This window comes from Ferdinandcohnia jepli (genome assembly GCF_047246645.1).
In the GTDB taxonomy this organism is placed as follows: Bacteria; Bacillota; Bacilli; order Bacillales; family Bacillaceae_L; genus Ferdinandcohnia.
The window spans coordinates 35,691-50,273 of the sequence record NZ_JBFOKR010000027.1 but is presented as its reverse complement, the minus strand read 5'-3'; the positions used below and the strand labels follow the sequence as shown (position 1 = coordinate 50,273).

At 36.2% G+C, this 14,583-nt stretch carries 16 protein-coding genes; 12 read left to right on the top strand and 4 right to left on the bottom strand.

Features of this window, described 5'->3' with window-relative positions:
• Positions 1-299 precede the first annotated feature (299 nt).
• From thiL to tsaD, 5 genes are read left to right on the top strand one after another with little or no spacing between them, the layout of a single operon-like run.
• Complete coding sequence (gene thiL, locus AB3M96_RS21880; protein ID WP_412969732.1) at positions 300-1,298, top strand: thiamine-phosphate kinase; 999 nt, start codon at positions 300-302, stop codon at positions 1,296-1,298.
• Between the two features lie 9 nt (positions 1,299-1,307).
• The gene (gene tsaE / locus AB3M96_RS21875) at positions 1,308-1,763 is read left to right on the top strand and encodes a tRNA (adenosine(37)-N6)-threonylcarbamoyltransferase complex ATPase subunit type 1 TsaE (RefSeq protein ID WP_412969731.1); all 456 of its coding nucleotides are present in this window, start codon (positions 1,308-1,310) and stop codon (positions 1,761-1,763) included.
• A complete protein-coding gene (tsaB, locus tag AB3M96_RS21870; protein WP_412969730.1) occupies positions 1,763-2,455 on the top strand; it encodes a tRNA (adenosine(37)-N6)-threonylcarbamoyltransferase complex dimerization subunit type 1 TsaB in 693 nt (230 codons plus the stop codon). Before tsaE ends, tsaB begins: the two co-directional genes overlap by 1 nt.
• 13 nt (positions 2,456-2,468) lie before the next feature.
• Positions 2,469-2,924, top strand: a complete 456-nt coding sequence (gene rimI, locus AB3M96_RS21865; RefSeq protein WP_412969729.1) for a ribosomal protein S18-alanine N-acetyltransferase — start codon at positions 2,469-2,471, stop codon at positions 2,922-2,924.
• Positions 2,917-3,933 carry a tRNA (adenosine(37)-N6)-threonylcarbamoyltransferase complex transferase subunit TsaD gene (tsaD, locus tag AB3M96_RS21860; RefSeq protein ID WP_412969728.1) on the top strand — a complete coding sequence of 339 codons (1,017 nt, stop codon included), beginning with the start codon at positions 2,917-2,919 and terminating at the stop codon, positions 3,931-3,933. The genes rimI and tsaD overlap by 8 nt, the downstream gene beginning before the upstream one ends.
• 347 nt (positions 3,934-4,280) lie before the next feature.
• Here the strand turns inward: tsaD and AB3M96_RS21855 are convergent, their stop codons facing one another.
• Positions 4,281-6,215: an ABC transporter ATP-binding protein gene (locus tag AB3M96_RS21855; RefSeq protein WP_412969727.1), complete on the bottom strand. Its 1,935-nt coding sequence runs from the start codon at positions 6,213-6,215 to the stop codon at positions 4,281-4,283.
• A gap of 136 nt (positions 6,216-6,351) precedes the next feature.
• On the opposite strand from AB3M96_RS21855, the gene moaC reads away from it, so the two are divergent.
• Genes moaC through tatC form a run of 4 tightly spaced genes read left to right on the top strand, consistent with a single transcriptional unit; the run spans position 6,352 to position 8,493 of the window.
• Complete coding sequence (gene moaC / locus AB3M96_RS21850; protein ID WP_412969726.1) at positions 6,352-6,846, top strand: cyclic pyranopterin monophosphate synthase MoaC; 495 nt, start codon at positions 6,352-6,354, stop codon at positions 6,844-6,846.
• Between the two features lie 18 nt (positions 6,847-6,864).
• The gene (locus AB3M96_RS21845) at positions 6,865-7,503 is read left to right on the top strand and encodes a redox-sensing transcriptional repressor Rex (RefSeq protein WP_412969725.1); all 639 of its coding nucleotides are present in this window, start codon (positions 6,865-6,867) and stop codon (positions 7,501-7,503) included.
• Positions 7,504-7,541: 38 nt separating this feature from the next.
• Positions 7,542-7,727: a twin-arginine translocase TatA/TatE family subunit gene (locus tag AB3M96_RS21840; protein WP_412969724.1), complete on the top strand. Its 186-nt coding sequence runs from the start codon at positions 7,542-7,544 to the stop codon at positions 7,725-7,727.
• A 16-nt stretch (positions 7,728-7,743) separates the two neighbouring features.
• Positions 7,744-8,493, top strand: a complete 750-nt coding sequence (gene tatC / locus AB3M96_RS21835; protein ID WP_412969723.1) for a twin-arginine translocase subunit TatC — start codon at positions 7,744-7,746, stop codon at positions 8,491-8,493.
• Positions 8,494-8,515: 22 nt separating this feature from the next.
• Here tatC and AB3M96_RS21830 read toward each other — a convergent pair whose 3' ends face one another.
• Both AB3M96_RS21830 and AB3M96_RS21825 read right to left on the bottom strand, forming a co-directional pair.
• Positions 8,516-8,719: a YdiK family protein gene (locus AB3M96_RS21830; RefSeq protein WP_412969722.1), complete on the bottom strand. Its 204-nt coding sequence runs from the start codon at positions 8,717-8,719 to the stop codon at positions 8,516-8,518.
• A 3-nt stretch (positions 8,720-8,722) separates the two neighbouring features.
• Positions 8,723-9,460 (bottom strand): CPBP family intramembrane glutamic endopeptidase, encoded by a 738-nt coding sequence (locus AB3M96_RS21825; protein WP_412969721.1) that lies wholly within the window; start codon positions 9,458-9,460, stop codon positions 8,723-8,725.
• A gap of 403 nt (positions 9,461-9,863) precedes the next feature.
• Between AB3M96_RS21825 and groES the strand changes: the two genes are divergently transcribed.
• Both groES and groL read left to right on the top strand, forming a co-directional pair.
• A complete protein-coding gene (gene groES, locus AB3M96_RS21820; protein WP_412969720.1) occupies positions 9,864-10,148 on the top strand; it encodes a co-chaperone GroES in 285 nt (94 codons plus the stop codon).
• Positions 10,149-10,201: 53 nt separating this feature from the next.
• A complete protein-coding gene (gene groL, locus AB3M96_RS21815) occupies positions 10,202-11,833 on the top strand; it encodes a chaperonin GroEL (RefSeq protein WP_412969719.1) in 1,632 nt (543 codons plus the stop codon).
• 83 nt (positions 11,834-11,916) lie between these two features.
• Here the strand turns inward: groL and AB3M96_RS21810 are convergent, their stop codons facing one another.
• Positions 11,917-13,128 carry a site-specific integrase gene (locus tag AB3M96_RS21810; RefSeq protein ID WP_412969718.1) on the bottom strand — a complete coding sequence of 404 codons (1,212 nt, stop codon included), beginning with the start codon at positions 13,126-13,128 and terminating at the stop codon, positions 11,917-11,919.
• Between the two features lie 237 nt (positions 13,129-13,365).
• Here AB3M96_RS21810 and AB3M96_RS21805 point away from each other — a divergent pair, with 237 nt between their 5' ends.
• On the top strand, positions 13,366-14,535 hold the full coding sequence (locus AB3M96_RS21805; protein WP_412969717.1) for a DUF3800 domain-containing protein: 1,170 nt from the start codon (positions 13,366-13,368) through the stop codon (positions 14,533-14,535).
• The last annotated feature ends 48 nt before the right edge of the window (positions 14,536-14,583 follow it).

Here is a 14,583-nt window from a genome sequence, read left to right as displayed (position 1 = left end):
GTCCCGTGGTGTAGCGGTTAACATGCCTGCCTGTCACGCAGGAGATCGCCGGTTCGATCCCGGTCGGGACCGCCATATTTTTTGAAAACCGAAACAGGATGTTTCGTTTTTTTTTGCCCAAAAGTTGAAACATGATAGGATTAGTCAAATATTATGTAAATTTGCTATCTATTTTTGAAGATTTTGTTGAAATAATGTAAACTAAATACACAACATGAATCCTTAGGAGTAGTCCTAAGGATTTTTTTAACTAGAACTCAAGTTTACAAAGAGTTGCACTATAGTTTATGTATATAGGAGTGAATAACTTGGCAATTCAAGATGAATTTGCTTTTATTGATCGAATAAAGCCAGTGCGAACGTTCCAAACAGGTCTATTAACTGGAATTGGAGATGATGCAGCTCTTTTTCGTCCAGTACAAGATATGGAGCAAGTTATCTGTATGGATACAATGGTAGAGGGTGTTCATTTTACTACTGATACAATGTCACCTTCCCAAGTAGGGTATAAAGCGTTGGCCGTAAATATAAGTGACATTGCTGCAATGGGCGGCATTCCAACTTTTTATTTAGTATCTATTGCCATTCCAAAAAAGTGGAGTGAAGCTGATCTGTTATCTATTTACGATGGTATGGCAATGCTGGCAAATAAGTATAAAATGGACTTAATTGGTGGTGATACTGTTTCAATTGCGGATACATTAACAGTAACAGTGACTGTTCTTGGAGTAGTAGAGAAGGACAAACACCTTTTAAGAAGTAATGCTAAGCCGGGGGACATTGTATTTGTAACTGGCACTCTCGGTGATTCTGCTGCAGGGTTAGAGCTACTTTTACATAAAGGAAAAGAGTTTTCATTTTCTGAGCACGAAAAAAATCTTGTATCGAAGCATCAATATCCAGAGCCGCAGGTTGAGATTGGTAGAACTTTGTCTAAACTAGAAAGAGTGTCATTAAATGATATAAGTGATGGTTTAGCTAGTGAGGCTAACGAAATAGCTAAATCTAGTCAAGTTGTTATTACGATTAACGAAGAACTGATACCATATAGCGAGTCTATTAAAGAAGTGGCGAAAAGCAAGTCTCTTGAATATGCCTTATATGGTGGAGAAGATTTTCAGTTGGTAGGTACCATGTCACCTACTGACTGGCAACATGTGAAAAAGGTATCTGATCAATCAGGGCTGCCTATTAAAAAGATTGGTACTGTATCAAGTGGTGAACCAATCGTTTATCTATATAGAGATGGAACTTATTATACAATTGATAGAAAAGGATATAACCATTTTACAAAATAGGGTGAGGTAATGGAAAATTATGAACTAGTTACAAACAGTCCAGATGAAACTTTGAATTTTTCGCTTAGGTTAGCTGAAAAATTACAGCCTGGTGATGTTATCACGCTTGAAGGGGATCTAGGTGCAGGTAAGACAACTTTTACAAAGGGGCTTGCAAAAGGTCTTGGTATTACAAGGACAGTGAATAGTCCAACATTTACAATTATTAAAGAGTATCAAGGTCGCTTACCCCTTTATCATATGGATGTTTATCGACTTGAAAATAGTGATGAGGACTTAGGATTTGATGAATATTTTGAAGGGGATGGAGTCACTGTTGTTGAATGGGCCCATCTTATTGAAGAGCAACTTCCCAATGAACGACTTATCATATCAATTGAGCATCAAGGTGATACTTCACGGAAAATTTCTGTTACACCTTTTGGGGCTCGATATCAAGAACTTTGTAAGGAGATTTTTATCTAATGAAAGTATTATCAATAGATACATCAAATTATGTTTTAGGGATTGCGCTGCTTGAAGGGGAAAAGGTTGTAGGCGAATTTATAACCAATCTTCCTAAAAATCATTCGGTTCGCGTCATGCCAGCAATTCAACAGCTGTTACAAGAATGTGGTATACGGGCAAATGAACTTGAAAAGATTGTTGTAGCTAAAGGTCCAGGGTCTTATACAGGTGTTAGAATTGGGGTAACAATTGCTAAAACGCTAGCTTGGTCATTGAATATTCCATTAGTAGGTGTCTCTAGCTTAGAAGTCGTGGCCGCCAATGGTAGGTATTTTGACGGTGTTATATCCCCGATTTTTGATGCAAGAAGAGGACAAGTGTATACAGGACTCTATCGATACCATGGCCAAGATTTGTATTGTGAAAAATCAGATCAAATTATTCTTTTAACAGATTGGCTAACTGAATTAAAAAGTGAAGAAACAAAGGTTTTATTTATCGGAAACGATTTACCTATACATGAAGAAAAAATAAAAACAGGATTAGCTGAACTTGCATATGTTGCACCATATACAGATTGGAATCCTAGACCAAGTGAACTCGCTTTACTTGGAAGGAATAGAGAGCCTGAGGATGTTCATACATTTGTACCAAACTATATTCGTATGGCAGAAGCGGAGGCTAATTGGCTCGGAAAAAGGCAGGGGTAACATGGAGGATCTAATGACAGAACAAGTATTGTTTCGTTTTATGACGTTGGATGATATTGATGAGGTTCTAAAAGTAGAAGAATCTTCTTTTACTGTACCGTGGAAGAGAGAAGCTTTTTATAACGAACTTGTTCATAATCAATTTGCAAAGTATATTGTTATGACCGACAATAATCGGGTTATAGGATATTGCGGAATGTGGCTTATCTTAGATGAGGCTCATATTACGAATATCGCTGTTTTGCCTGATTATAGGGGGAAGAAGCTCGGGGAAGCTTTATTAATGCAGGTAAAAATTTTAGCAATGCAACATCGTGCTGTTACAATGACCTTAGAGGTCCGTGTCTCAAACCATGTTGCTCAATCGCTTTATCGTAAGTTAGGTTTTAAGCCTGGTGGGATTCGAAAAAATTATTATACAGATAATCTAGAAGATGCATTAGTAATGTGGGTGAATTTAAATGAGTAAAGACCAGATAATTATGGGAATCGAAACGAGCTGTGACGAAACAGCTGTATCAATCATAAAGAACGGAAGGGAAATACTTTCAAATGTTGTAGCATCTCAAATTGAGAGCCACAAACGGTTTGGAGGAGTAGTACCGGAGATCGCTTCTAGACATCATGTGGAGGAAATTACGATTGTTCTTGATGAAGCGATGAAGCAGGCGAATGTATCTTTTCAAGATATTGATGGCATTGCCGTTACAGAAGGACCTGGATTAGTAGGGGCACTGCTTGTAGGAGTGAATGCGGCTAAGGCTGTAGCATTTGCTCATAATATTCCGCTTCTTGGTGTTCATCATATTGCAGGTCATATTTATGCTAATCGCTTAATTGAAGAACTAGAGTTTCCCTTATTAGCTCTTGTTGTTTCTGGAGGGCATACGGAGCTTGTCTATATGGAGGAACATGGTTCTTTTAAAGTGATTGGGGAAACAAGAGATGATGCTGCAGGTGAGGCATACGATAAGGTAGCTAGAACTTTACATCTACCATATCCGGGTGGCCCTCATATTGACAGGTTAGCTCATGAAGGATCACCTACAATCGATTTACCAAGGGCATGGCTAGAGGAAAACTCGTACGATTTTAGCTTTAGTGGATTAAAATCAGCTGTTATCAATACCCTTCATAATGCTGAACAAAGAGGGGAGTCTATTGATCCCAAAGATCTGGCAGCAAGTTTTCAAGCTAGTGTAATTGATGTACTAGTAACGAAGACTATGAAAGCTGCAAAAGAATATAAAGTGAAACAGGTTTTACTTGCAGGTGGCGTTGCAGCGAATAAGGGACTACGCCATGCTTTGGAAAAAGAGTTTTCATCGGTGGATGATATGAAATTAATTATTCCTCCACTTTCTCTATGTACGGACAATGCTGCCATGATAGCAGCTGTTGGGAGTGTACTATATGAGAAAGGGAAACGTTCCTCATATGCTCTGAATGCTAATCCGGGTTTAGATATAGAAAGGTAGTCTGACGACTAGTAAAAAGGTCCTTTTAACAGGACCTTTTTTGTTGATAAATTATCCACAATTCTTCAACAGTTGTGGAAAAGTATAAAAAAACATATTTATTCTAAGATTCGACATGTGGACATTTTTTGTGGATAAAATCCGCACTAATTGTGGATAATGTGGACAACTCCGTGTATAACTATTTGAATTGTGGAAAACTTTTTAATATAGAGGTCGAATTTTGACTTATCTTGTAATAAAAAAACCCCCAACTCTTTTTTGTTAGAGTTGGGGATAACTTTAGAATGCAAACGGTGGTATTTGGACGAAACCAAAGACTATGCCTTAAGACTTATATAGTGACCTTAACTGCTAACCTCATGAAGTGTTTCCCATTCTTCCATTAATGCTTCAAGTCTAGCAGAACACTTCTCATTTTCTTCATTAATTCTTTGAACTTCTTCATGATTTTGATAAACCTCAGGATCACATAGCAGTTCCTCATTTGCTTCAATCGTTTCTTCGAGGGTAGAAATTTCGAGTTCGATTTCTTCAATTCTGCGTTTGCGTTGGCGTTCTTGTTTCTTTACTTCTTTTTCTTGTTCGTAGGAAGTCTTTTCTTGAACAACCACTTTATTAATAGACTTGTTATCTTGGCTTTCCAGCTTAGCTAGTTCGTCCATTTCTTCCTTTTTCTCTAGATAATAGTCATAGTCACCGAGATATTCTGTAAGACCCTCTGTGGATAACTCAAATACTTTTGTAGCTATTCGGTTAATAAAGTATCGGTCATGGGATACAAATAAGATAGTTCCAGGGTAATCCACTAAGGCGTTTTCTAAGACTTCCTTACTATCGAGGTCCAAGTGGTTTGTTGGCTCGTCTAGAATAAGAAAGTTTGATTTTTCTAACATGAGCTTCGCTAAAGCAAGTCGAGCCTTTTCTCCGCCACTTAGAGTTGAAACAGTTTTAAGTACATCGTCTCCTGAAAAAAGAAAATTACCTAGTACAGTTCGTATTTCTTTTTCCGGTTTAAGTGGGAATTCATCCCACAGCTCATTTAAAACTCGTTTATTAGAAGTTAAGTTTGCTTGCTGTTGGTCATAGTAACCGACAGTTACATGAGAGCCAAAACGGAAACTACCGTCTACATGGTCTAGTTTATCAATAATTGCTTTTAATAAAGTGGATTTCCCTATTCCGTTCGGCCCAACTAAAGCAATGCTGTCTTCCCTATAGATAGAGAAGTTGACATTTTTTATAATGGGCTTGTCCTTTTCATAGGAAACGGAAACGTCATTAGCTGTTAATACATCATTCCCACTTTGCTTTTCAATCTCGAAGTGAAAGGAAGCTGATTTTTCATCTCCTAATGGTCTATCCATTAGCTCCATTCGATTAAGTTGTTTTCTTCTACTTTGAGCACGTTTTGTAGTAGAAGCTCTAACAAGGTTTTTTGCGATAAATTCCTTTAATTTCTCTACTTCATCTTGCTGCTTCTCATATTTCTTCATTTCAAGCTCATAGTTTTCTGCTTTAAGCTTTAAATAATTACTGTAATTCCCTACAAACTTGGTACTTGTCATTCTTGAGATTTCATAAACCTGCGTTACAACTTTATCAAGAAAATAACGGTCGTGTGAGACTATGAGTAGAGCACCCGGGTATCCTTGCAGGTACTGTTCAAGCCATGTAAGTGTACTGATGTCTAGATGGTTTGTAGGTTCATCTAGAATGAGTAAATCTGGTTTTGAAAGTAAAAGCTTACACAACGCTAATCTAGTCTTTTGACCACCGCTTAAGGTAGAAATAGAAGTTGAATAATCAAACTCAGAAAAATTAAAGCCATGTAAGATGGAGCGAATATCTGCCTCGTACTGATACCCACCTTGCTCTTTAAAATCAACTTGTAATTGATCATATTCCTCAAGTAATTTTTGATATCTAGCCTGGTTTTCAAAGACTGAAGGGTCCCCCATTTTAACTTCCAGATTTCGCAGTTCTTCTTCAAGCTTGCGAAGTGGAGCAAAAACGGTTAACATCTCTTCCCAGATGGTAAGGCTAGATTCTAGCCCAGTGTCTTGAGCAAGGTAATCAATGGTAACAGTTTTAGGCTTAATAATTTCGCCACTATCATAGGACATCTGTCCAGCAATAATTTTTAATAATGTTGACTTCCCAGCGCCGTTTCTTCCAACAAGCGCAATTCTATCTTTGGATTGTACTTCTAGTTTTATATTGGATAAAATAAGATCAGCAGCAAAATATTTTTTGAGCTGATTTACCTGTAGTAATATCATGCTTTTTCACCTCTTGTTTCCTATAAATAGTTTATCTGTATTATCTTAATAGAGCAACATGCAATGACATTCTTCACAGATGTTCGTAAGACAGATGTGGTAAAATAGTGTATAGTTTTATTGGAGGTTTTTTAAGATGTCTTCATTTACTCATTTTAATGAGCAAGGTCGCGCCAAAATGGTTGATATTAGTGAAAAATCAGATACTGTTAGAACAGCGATTGCAAAAACGAGTGTAACAGTTAACAAAACAATTTACGAGCAAATAGTAGATAATAAAATTAGCAAGGGAGATGTCCTTGCTGTTTCACAGGTGGCAGGTATAATGGCTGCCAAAAAAACGTCTGAACTCATTCCGATGTGTCATCCTCTTTCATTAAAAGGTGTTGATATATCATTTGGTTGGTCAGTGGGAACTGATCAGTATAAACTTGAAATTACGGTTTCTGTTAAAACAAAAGGGAGTACTGGTGTTGAAATGGAAGCTCTTACAGCTGCCTCAGTTTGTGCGTTAACTGTGTATGATATGTGTAAGGCGGTTGATAAAGGCATGATTATCGGACCAACCTATTTAGCAGAAAAGACAGGTGGAAAGAACGGAGATTTTAAAAGGGAATCATTAAATAGTTAAATTAGCGGGGGATGTCAGGTGAATCTTGATCAATCAAAAATACCACAAGCTACAGCCAAAAGATTACCACTCTATTATCGGTTTTTAAAAAATCTTCATGCCTCAGGTAAGCAAAGAGTATCATCGTCTGAATTAAGCGATGCGGTAAAGGTAGATTCAGCTACCATTCGACGGGATTTTTCATATTTCGGTGCTCTGGGAAAAAAGGGTTACGGGTATAATGTAAACTATTTATTATCATTTTTCAGTAAAACCCTTGACCAAGATGAATTAACAAAGGTTACCCTAATTGGAGTAGGTAATTTAGGAACTGCCTTTTTACACTATAATTTTTCAAAAAACAATAACACAAAAATTGAGCTTGCGTTCGATGTGGATTATAATAAGGTTGGCTCCAGTATTGGAGGCGTAAAAGTCCATCATTTAGATGATCTTGAAGAAATGCTTCCTGATGATGTGACAGTAGCAATTTTAACCGTGCCGGTCGGTGCAGCCCAACCAATTACTGATCGCTTAGTAAATAAAGGGATAAAGGGTATCTTAAACTTTACACCTGCTAGAATTAATGTACCGGATGATATTAGGGTTCATCACATTGACCTGGCGGTAGAGTTACAAGCGCTTGTTTATTTCTTAAAGCATTATTCAGGTGAATAATTAAATAGAGAAAAATACTTTTGAGGAGGTGACTCACAATGGGGAGCTTAGGATTCGGTAGTATTATTTTGATTGTTTTTGCGGCTTTGCTAATCTTTGGACCAAAAAAATTACCTCAGTTAGGAAGAGCAGCGGGTAATACATTGCGTGAATTTAAAAACGCAACAAAAGGTTTAGCAGATGACGATGATGACGACGATAAAAAGACACAAGATGTGAAGTAATGATAGGATGAGTCACATGAGCGAAAAAGAAATGTCTGTCTATGATCATATAGGAGAACTACGAAAACGACTTATCTATGTAGTCGTTTTCTTCTTCATTGTTGCGCTAGGAAGCTTTTTTCTAGCCGAGCCTTTAATTATTTATTTGCAAAATGCAGAAGAAGCTAAAGAGCTAACAATGAATGCTTTCCGTATGACTGATCCAATTAAGATATATATGCAATTTGCGTTTATTATTGCATTGATTATATCTTCACCTTTCGTACTCTATCAGCTATGGGCGTTTATTAGCCCTGGATTATATGAGAAGGAAAGAAGAGTAACCTTAAGTTATATTCCTATTTCAGTAGGTTTGTTTTTACTTGGGGTCTCATTTTCATACTTTATTCTCTTCCCGTTTGTTGTAAATTTCATGGGAAGATTAGCAAGTCGACTTGAAATCAATCAAGTCATTGGTATTAATGAGTATTTTCAATTTCTACTACAACTTACACTACCATTTGGATTTTTGTTTCAATTACCAGTAGTAATCATGTTTTTAACTAGACTTGGAATTGTTACACCAATGTTTCTTGCACAAGTCCGTAAATATGCTTATTTTATTTTACTAGTAATCGGAGGCTTAATTACTCCTCCAGAAATAATATCGCATTTAATGGTGACGGTACCGCTTTTTGGACTTTATGAAATTAGTATTATTGTTTCTAAGAGTGCTTATCGAAAAGTGTTGAAAGCCGAAATGCAGGCTGCGAATAATATCGAATAAAAAATAACCTCCTAATTGGAGGCTATTTTTTTGTCATTTTTTTAATTTTACTGTGTAAAGCAAACATCCGAATGGCTATTCCGAAATCAAATGTAGCAACTAGCGCTAATAAAATGGTGGAAAAGTTCCATACGGTCTCAGTTGCACTTCCTATTGCAATATAAGTAAAAAGTACACCCATTAATAAATAGATGATACCCATCGCAAAGGGTGAAGTTCGTCGCATAAATTAAAATCCTCCAATAAACGTCTGTTGTATCTTCTCAGCTTCCTTCATAATCCTTTCTATATCATCTGCAAAAATTGTTTGAACAACTACTACAAAGGTATTCATCGCAACATGTGCAAAGATCGGAACGATGATACGTTTTGTTTTTACATAAAGGAATGCAAAAGTGAAGCCCATTGCTGTATAGATTAGAATATGTGTAAAATCCATGTGTACCACTGCAAATATTAACGAGCTTATTAATGCAGAGATAAAAAAGTTGAATTTCTTATACAATGATCCAAAGATAATTTGTCGAAAGATAATTTCTTCTAAAATTGGACCAATAACGGAAACAACGATTATTAGTAATGGTAAGGTTTTAACAAGAGCCATGATTTGCTGGGTATTCTCTGAACCAGCTTCAATTCCTAGCAGGTGAATCTCAATATTGGCTGCAATAACTTGAGAGGTCATTGCCATAAAAATACCTGCAATTGCCCATCCAAAAGCTTCACCTTTTGTTGAACGATAAAGATTTTCGTGGCGATCCCTTATATCTTGTCGTAAGAAAAATAAAACGATTGGTAGTGCTGCGACAAAGCTAATAACTGTCCAATATGAAACAATTGTATTTTGCCCAGATTCAGGATCTAATCCATCACCAATACCAAGAAGAAGTAAAAGAGGGATACCAATTATACCTGAAAATTGCATGATTATATAAGTTAGAATGACATACCAATATCGTGCTTTCAATGTAAGTCTCCTTTAAAAAAAATAGATTTTTTTCGGTAAAAAACTAACAACAGGACCAAGTATTACACGCTATGTATTGTACCATATATTCATAATTATCTATTAGTATTATGCAAAACCAAATTTTCATAGAGGCATTTAAATAAATTTAAAATACTGGTTTATTTTTCCTGACATTTACATAGGATAGATAGGTAGGACAGTTTGATTTAGAGATTGAAAACAATGGTTTTCCTTCATTATTGGAGACACAAAATATGTTTTTCTAAAATTTTTGCATTCAAATACTTGCAAAAAAAATAGAGATTATTTAATATAATAATTGTGTTAGCACTCAAGTGGTTTGAGTGCTAATAAAAGGACAAAACTATCTAATAAAATTTATTTGAGGAGGTTGTTTTACTTGTTAAAGCCATTAGGTGATCGCGTTGTTATTGAACTAGTTGAATCAGAGGAAAAGACTGCAAGTGGAATTGTTTTACCGGATTCTGCAAAGGAAAAACCTCAAGAAGGTAAAGTAGTTGCTGTTGGTACAGGTCGTGTACTAGATAGCGGTGAAAAAGTAGCTTTAGAGGTTGCTGTCGGTGATCGCATTATCTTCTCAAAATATGCTGGTACTGAAGTGAAATACGAAGGTACTGAATACTTAGTTTTACGTGAAAGCGACATTCTAGCTATTGTAGGTTAATAGCAGGACTATATCATACTATTTTAATTAAATCTTTGAGGAGGTCTTTATAAATGGCTAAAGAAATTAAATTTAGTGAAGAAGCTCGCCGTTCGATGCTTCGCGGTGTTGATGCACTAGCAAATGCAGTAAAAGTAACTTTAGGACCAAAAGGACGAAACGTGGTTCTTGAGAAAAAGTTCGGTTCACCTCTTATCACAAATGACGGTGTAACAATTGCAAAAGAAATCGAATTAGAAGATGCATTTGAAAACATGGGTGCCAAGTTAGTTGCTGAAGTAGCTAGCAAAACTAATGATGTAGCCGGTGACGGTACTACTACTGCAACTGTACTTGCTCAAGCTATGATTCGTGAAGGCTTGAAAAACGTTACAGCTGGTGCAAATCCAATGGTTATCCGTAAAGGTATTGAAAAAGCTGTAGGGGTAGCTGTAGAAGAGTTAAAGACAATTTCTAAACCTATCGAAGGTAAAGAATCTATTGCACAGGTTGCTGCAATCTCTGCTGATGATAAAGAAGTTGGTCAGTTAATTGCTGAAGCTATGGAACGTGTTGGAAACGACGGTGTTATCACTATCGAAGAATCAAAAGGATTCTCTACTGAACTAGAAGTAGTAGAAGGTATGCAATTCGACCGCGGATATGCATCTCCATACATGGTAACTGATTCTGATAAAATGGAAGCAGTTCTAGACAACCCATATGTTTTAATCACTGACAAAAAGATTTCTAGCATTCAAGAAATCCTACCAGTATTAGAGCAAGTTGTACAACAAGGTAAACCATTATTACTAATTGCTGAAGACGTAGAAGGTGAAGCTCTTGCTACATTAGTAGTTAACAAGCTTCGTGGTACATTCAATGCAGTTGCTGTAAAAGCTCCTGGATTCGGTGACCGTCGTAAAGCAATGTTAGAAGATATTGCAATCTTAACTGGTGGCCAAGTAATCACTGAAGATTTAGGATTAGACCTTAAATCAGCAGATATTACTCAATTAGGCCGCGCAGCTAAGATCGTAGTGACAAAAGAAAACACTACAATCGTAGAAGGTGCTGGTGAGTCTGCTCAAATCGCAGCTCGCGTTAACAATATCCGTGTTCAAATGGAAGAAACTACTTCTGAATTTGATAGAGAAAAATTGCAAGAGCGCTTAGCGAAATTAGCAGGTGGAGTAGCGGTAATCAAAGTTGGTGCAGCTACTGAAACTGAATTAAAAGAGCGCAAACTACGTATCGAAGATGCTCTTAACTCAACTCGTGCAGCAGTTGAAGAAGGTATCGTATCTGGTGGCGGTACTGCACTAGTGAACGTATACAACAAAGTGGCTGCTCTTCAATTAGAAGGTGACGAAGCTACTGGTGTGAAAATCGTTCTTCGTGCTTTAGAAGAGCCAGTACGCCAAATCGCTCACAACGCTGGTCTTGAAGGATCTGTAGTTGTAGAACGCTTGAAAAATGAAGAACTAGGTGTTGGTTTCAACGCAGCAACTGGTGTATGGGTAAACATGTTCGAAGCTGGAATCGTTGATCCAACTAAGGTTACTCGTTCAGCACTTCAAAACGCAGCATCTGTATCAGCTATGTTCTTAACAACTGAAGCAGTAGTTGCTGACATCCCAGAACCAGCTGGCCAAGGCGGAATGCCTGACATGGGCGGCATGGGTGGAATGGGCGGCATGATGTAATAATGCCCTCAAACCCTTGATATGAGTGGGTTTTTGAGTAAGATGAGAGTAAAATGCTAACATTTTGCTAACATTGAGGTAAATTAACGGAGGCTTCTCATGAGTTCAGCGAACTTTTGAGAGGCTTCTTTTTTCATTTCTTGGGTTACGTGGAGATACACATTTTTCGTAATTTGATCGTCAGTATGACCTAAGCGATCCATAATTTGTTCGAGACTAACACCAGCCTCGGCAAGAAGTGACGTGTGCGTATGTCTTAAACTATGGGGCGTTAAATCTTCGTTTAGTCCTGCGATTCTAAGAAGTCTTTTCATTCGATCTCTCACATTTTTAACTACGATGGGATAGCCGTATTGTCTTTCCATTTTGGCCAAAATGAAATCTTTGTTATAGTAATCCGCACCTAAACGTTTAATCACTTGATTTTGAGTGTTTTTGTGATCCTTCAAAGCATTTATAACTTCCTCGTCAACAATGATCTTCCTTCGTGACTTTCTTGTCTTTGGTGTGACTAACTGATACTCTAATGTATTATTTTTCGGATTATAATACGTCTTGGAAATGCTAATCGTATGGTTAATAAAGTCTATATCTTTCCACTTGAGAGCAACCAGTTCACCAACCCTTATTCCGGTGTAGGCTAAAATTAAATACATCAAGTAATCATGCTCCAGACCGTGATTCTTGGCTGTTTTTAAAAACAGGGCAAGCTCTTCTTTTTCAAGGTATCGGGGAACCTCCTCTTCTTCTAATTGTTCAATTGTTTTCTTTTCTTTTTTTACATAGGCGAATTCAGTGGGATCTTTTTTTATCAGTTCCAGTTCTAGTGCTTTTCGGAATATCATCCTTCCTGTCCTATTAATTCCCTCTCTCGTGCTATCAGAATACCCTTTGTCCTTTAAGTTGTTTAGAGCATCCTGATACATCTTTCGTGTGATGTCTTTCAATTTTAATTGAGCAAAGTAGGGTAACAATTTACCGATTTCATGGAGACGGACTCGAATGGTTCCGGGCTTTACATCTTTTGCTTCGCTGTAAACGGGAAGCCATTCTTTTGCAAAATCACTAAAAGTTTTATCTGTTTCCTCTAAATATGTTCCTTGGTTTAATTCATGAATTAGAGTAGCAGCAAATTCTTCAGCTTCTTGCTTAGTATTAAAGCCGCTTTTTACTTTTTGCTTTCTCTTCCCAGTGATTGGATCTATTCCTATATCAATGGTGAAAGCCCACTTTGAACCACATATGCATTTTTTCTTCTTGCAAGTACAGTTTCGCCGGTAAAAATGTCCTTTCATTTCATTTGAAAACCTCACTTTCTGGATGGATTTGTTACTGAATTTCCATTATGTCCAATATAAAAAAGAACAATTCCTTCCAAGAGCTACTAAAAGAGAATGTAGCTATAATGTTTATGAATTGGTATGTCCAATTGTCTAGTTGTTACAATTAATTCCTAAAATCAGGAGGTAAATGAGAACAATTTGTAGAAATTATTCATAATAATTATTACTATAAGTTGGAGTGAATAGCTGGTGAACGATGTTAAATTTGCTTTTGTAGATGAATATGGAAACTATGGCTTTGATTTTGAGAAAAATGACGTTTCTACACATTTTATAATTGTTGCTGTTCTAGTTAAAGGTTCTAATAAAGAGATATTAGAGGAAAAAGTAGAATATATAAGGCAGAGGTTTTTTCAGGCTGGTGAAATGAAATCCAGTAAAATCAGAAACAACCACAAGAGAAGAAGTTTGATTCTAAATGAACTAAAAGGTCTGCCTTTCAATATTTTTGCTTATGTTATAGATAAAAGGAAAATAAGAGAGAACGCAGGAATTCGTTATAAAAAGACTTTTTTTAAATTTTTAAATAGACTATTATATGATGATTTATATAGAACTTTTGACCAACTGGAGCTTGTAGCAGATGAGTATGGAAATAAAGAGTTCATGGAAGAGTTCAAAGTGTATGTGAAACGGAGGAGTATGCCCGATTTATTTAACTTCTCCAGTTTCGGTTTTAATAATAGTAAGTCTAATATCCTTATTCAATTAGCTGATCTACTGGCGGGGACACTCGCTAAGGGATATGATAAAAACCAACTTACAGATGAATATCAGACTTTTTATAAGATCTTAGAAAAACACATTATTAGGTTAGAATATTGGCCAAAGGACTATAGAAATTTTTTGGTTGATCGGTCAAAAAATGAAAATAAAACGCCATATGATGAAGTAATCTTAAAACAGGCTGTCAACTTGGCTTACCAATATATAGATAAGTCTGGCAATATCGAAGATATTGATGAAAAGGACAGAGTTGATTTTTTGAAGTTTTTGTTATTTAAAACGTACCAAAACCCAAATGAATATATATATACACATGAAATTCTTGATAACCTAAATGCTATTAGAAACCAAAAGATTAACATCCATTACTTTAGATCTAATATTGTATCTAAGTTACGCGACAATGGGTTATTAATTGCCAGTAGTAATAAGGGATATAAGTTACCTACATGTATAGAAGATTTGTATGATTTTGTTAACCTGACTAGTTTAAATATACATCCGATGATTCAAAGAATAACTAAATGTAGAGACCAAATTTTATTAGCTACTAATAATGAGATAGATATTCTTGATAAAGCAGAATATGAAGATATTAAAAAAATTGTAGAACTATCAAAGGGCTTAGTATAACAATTGATCAAATGTTAGTCCTAATTATGGAGAAAATATAAACTGTAT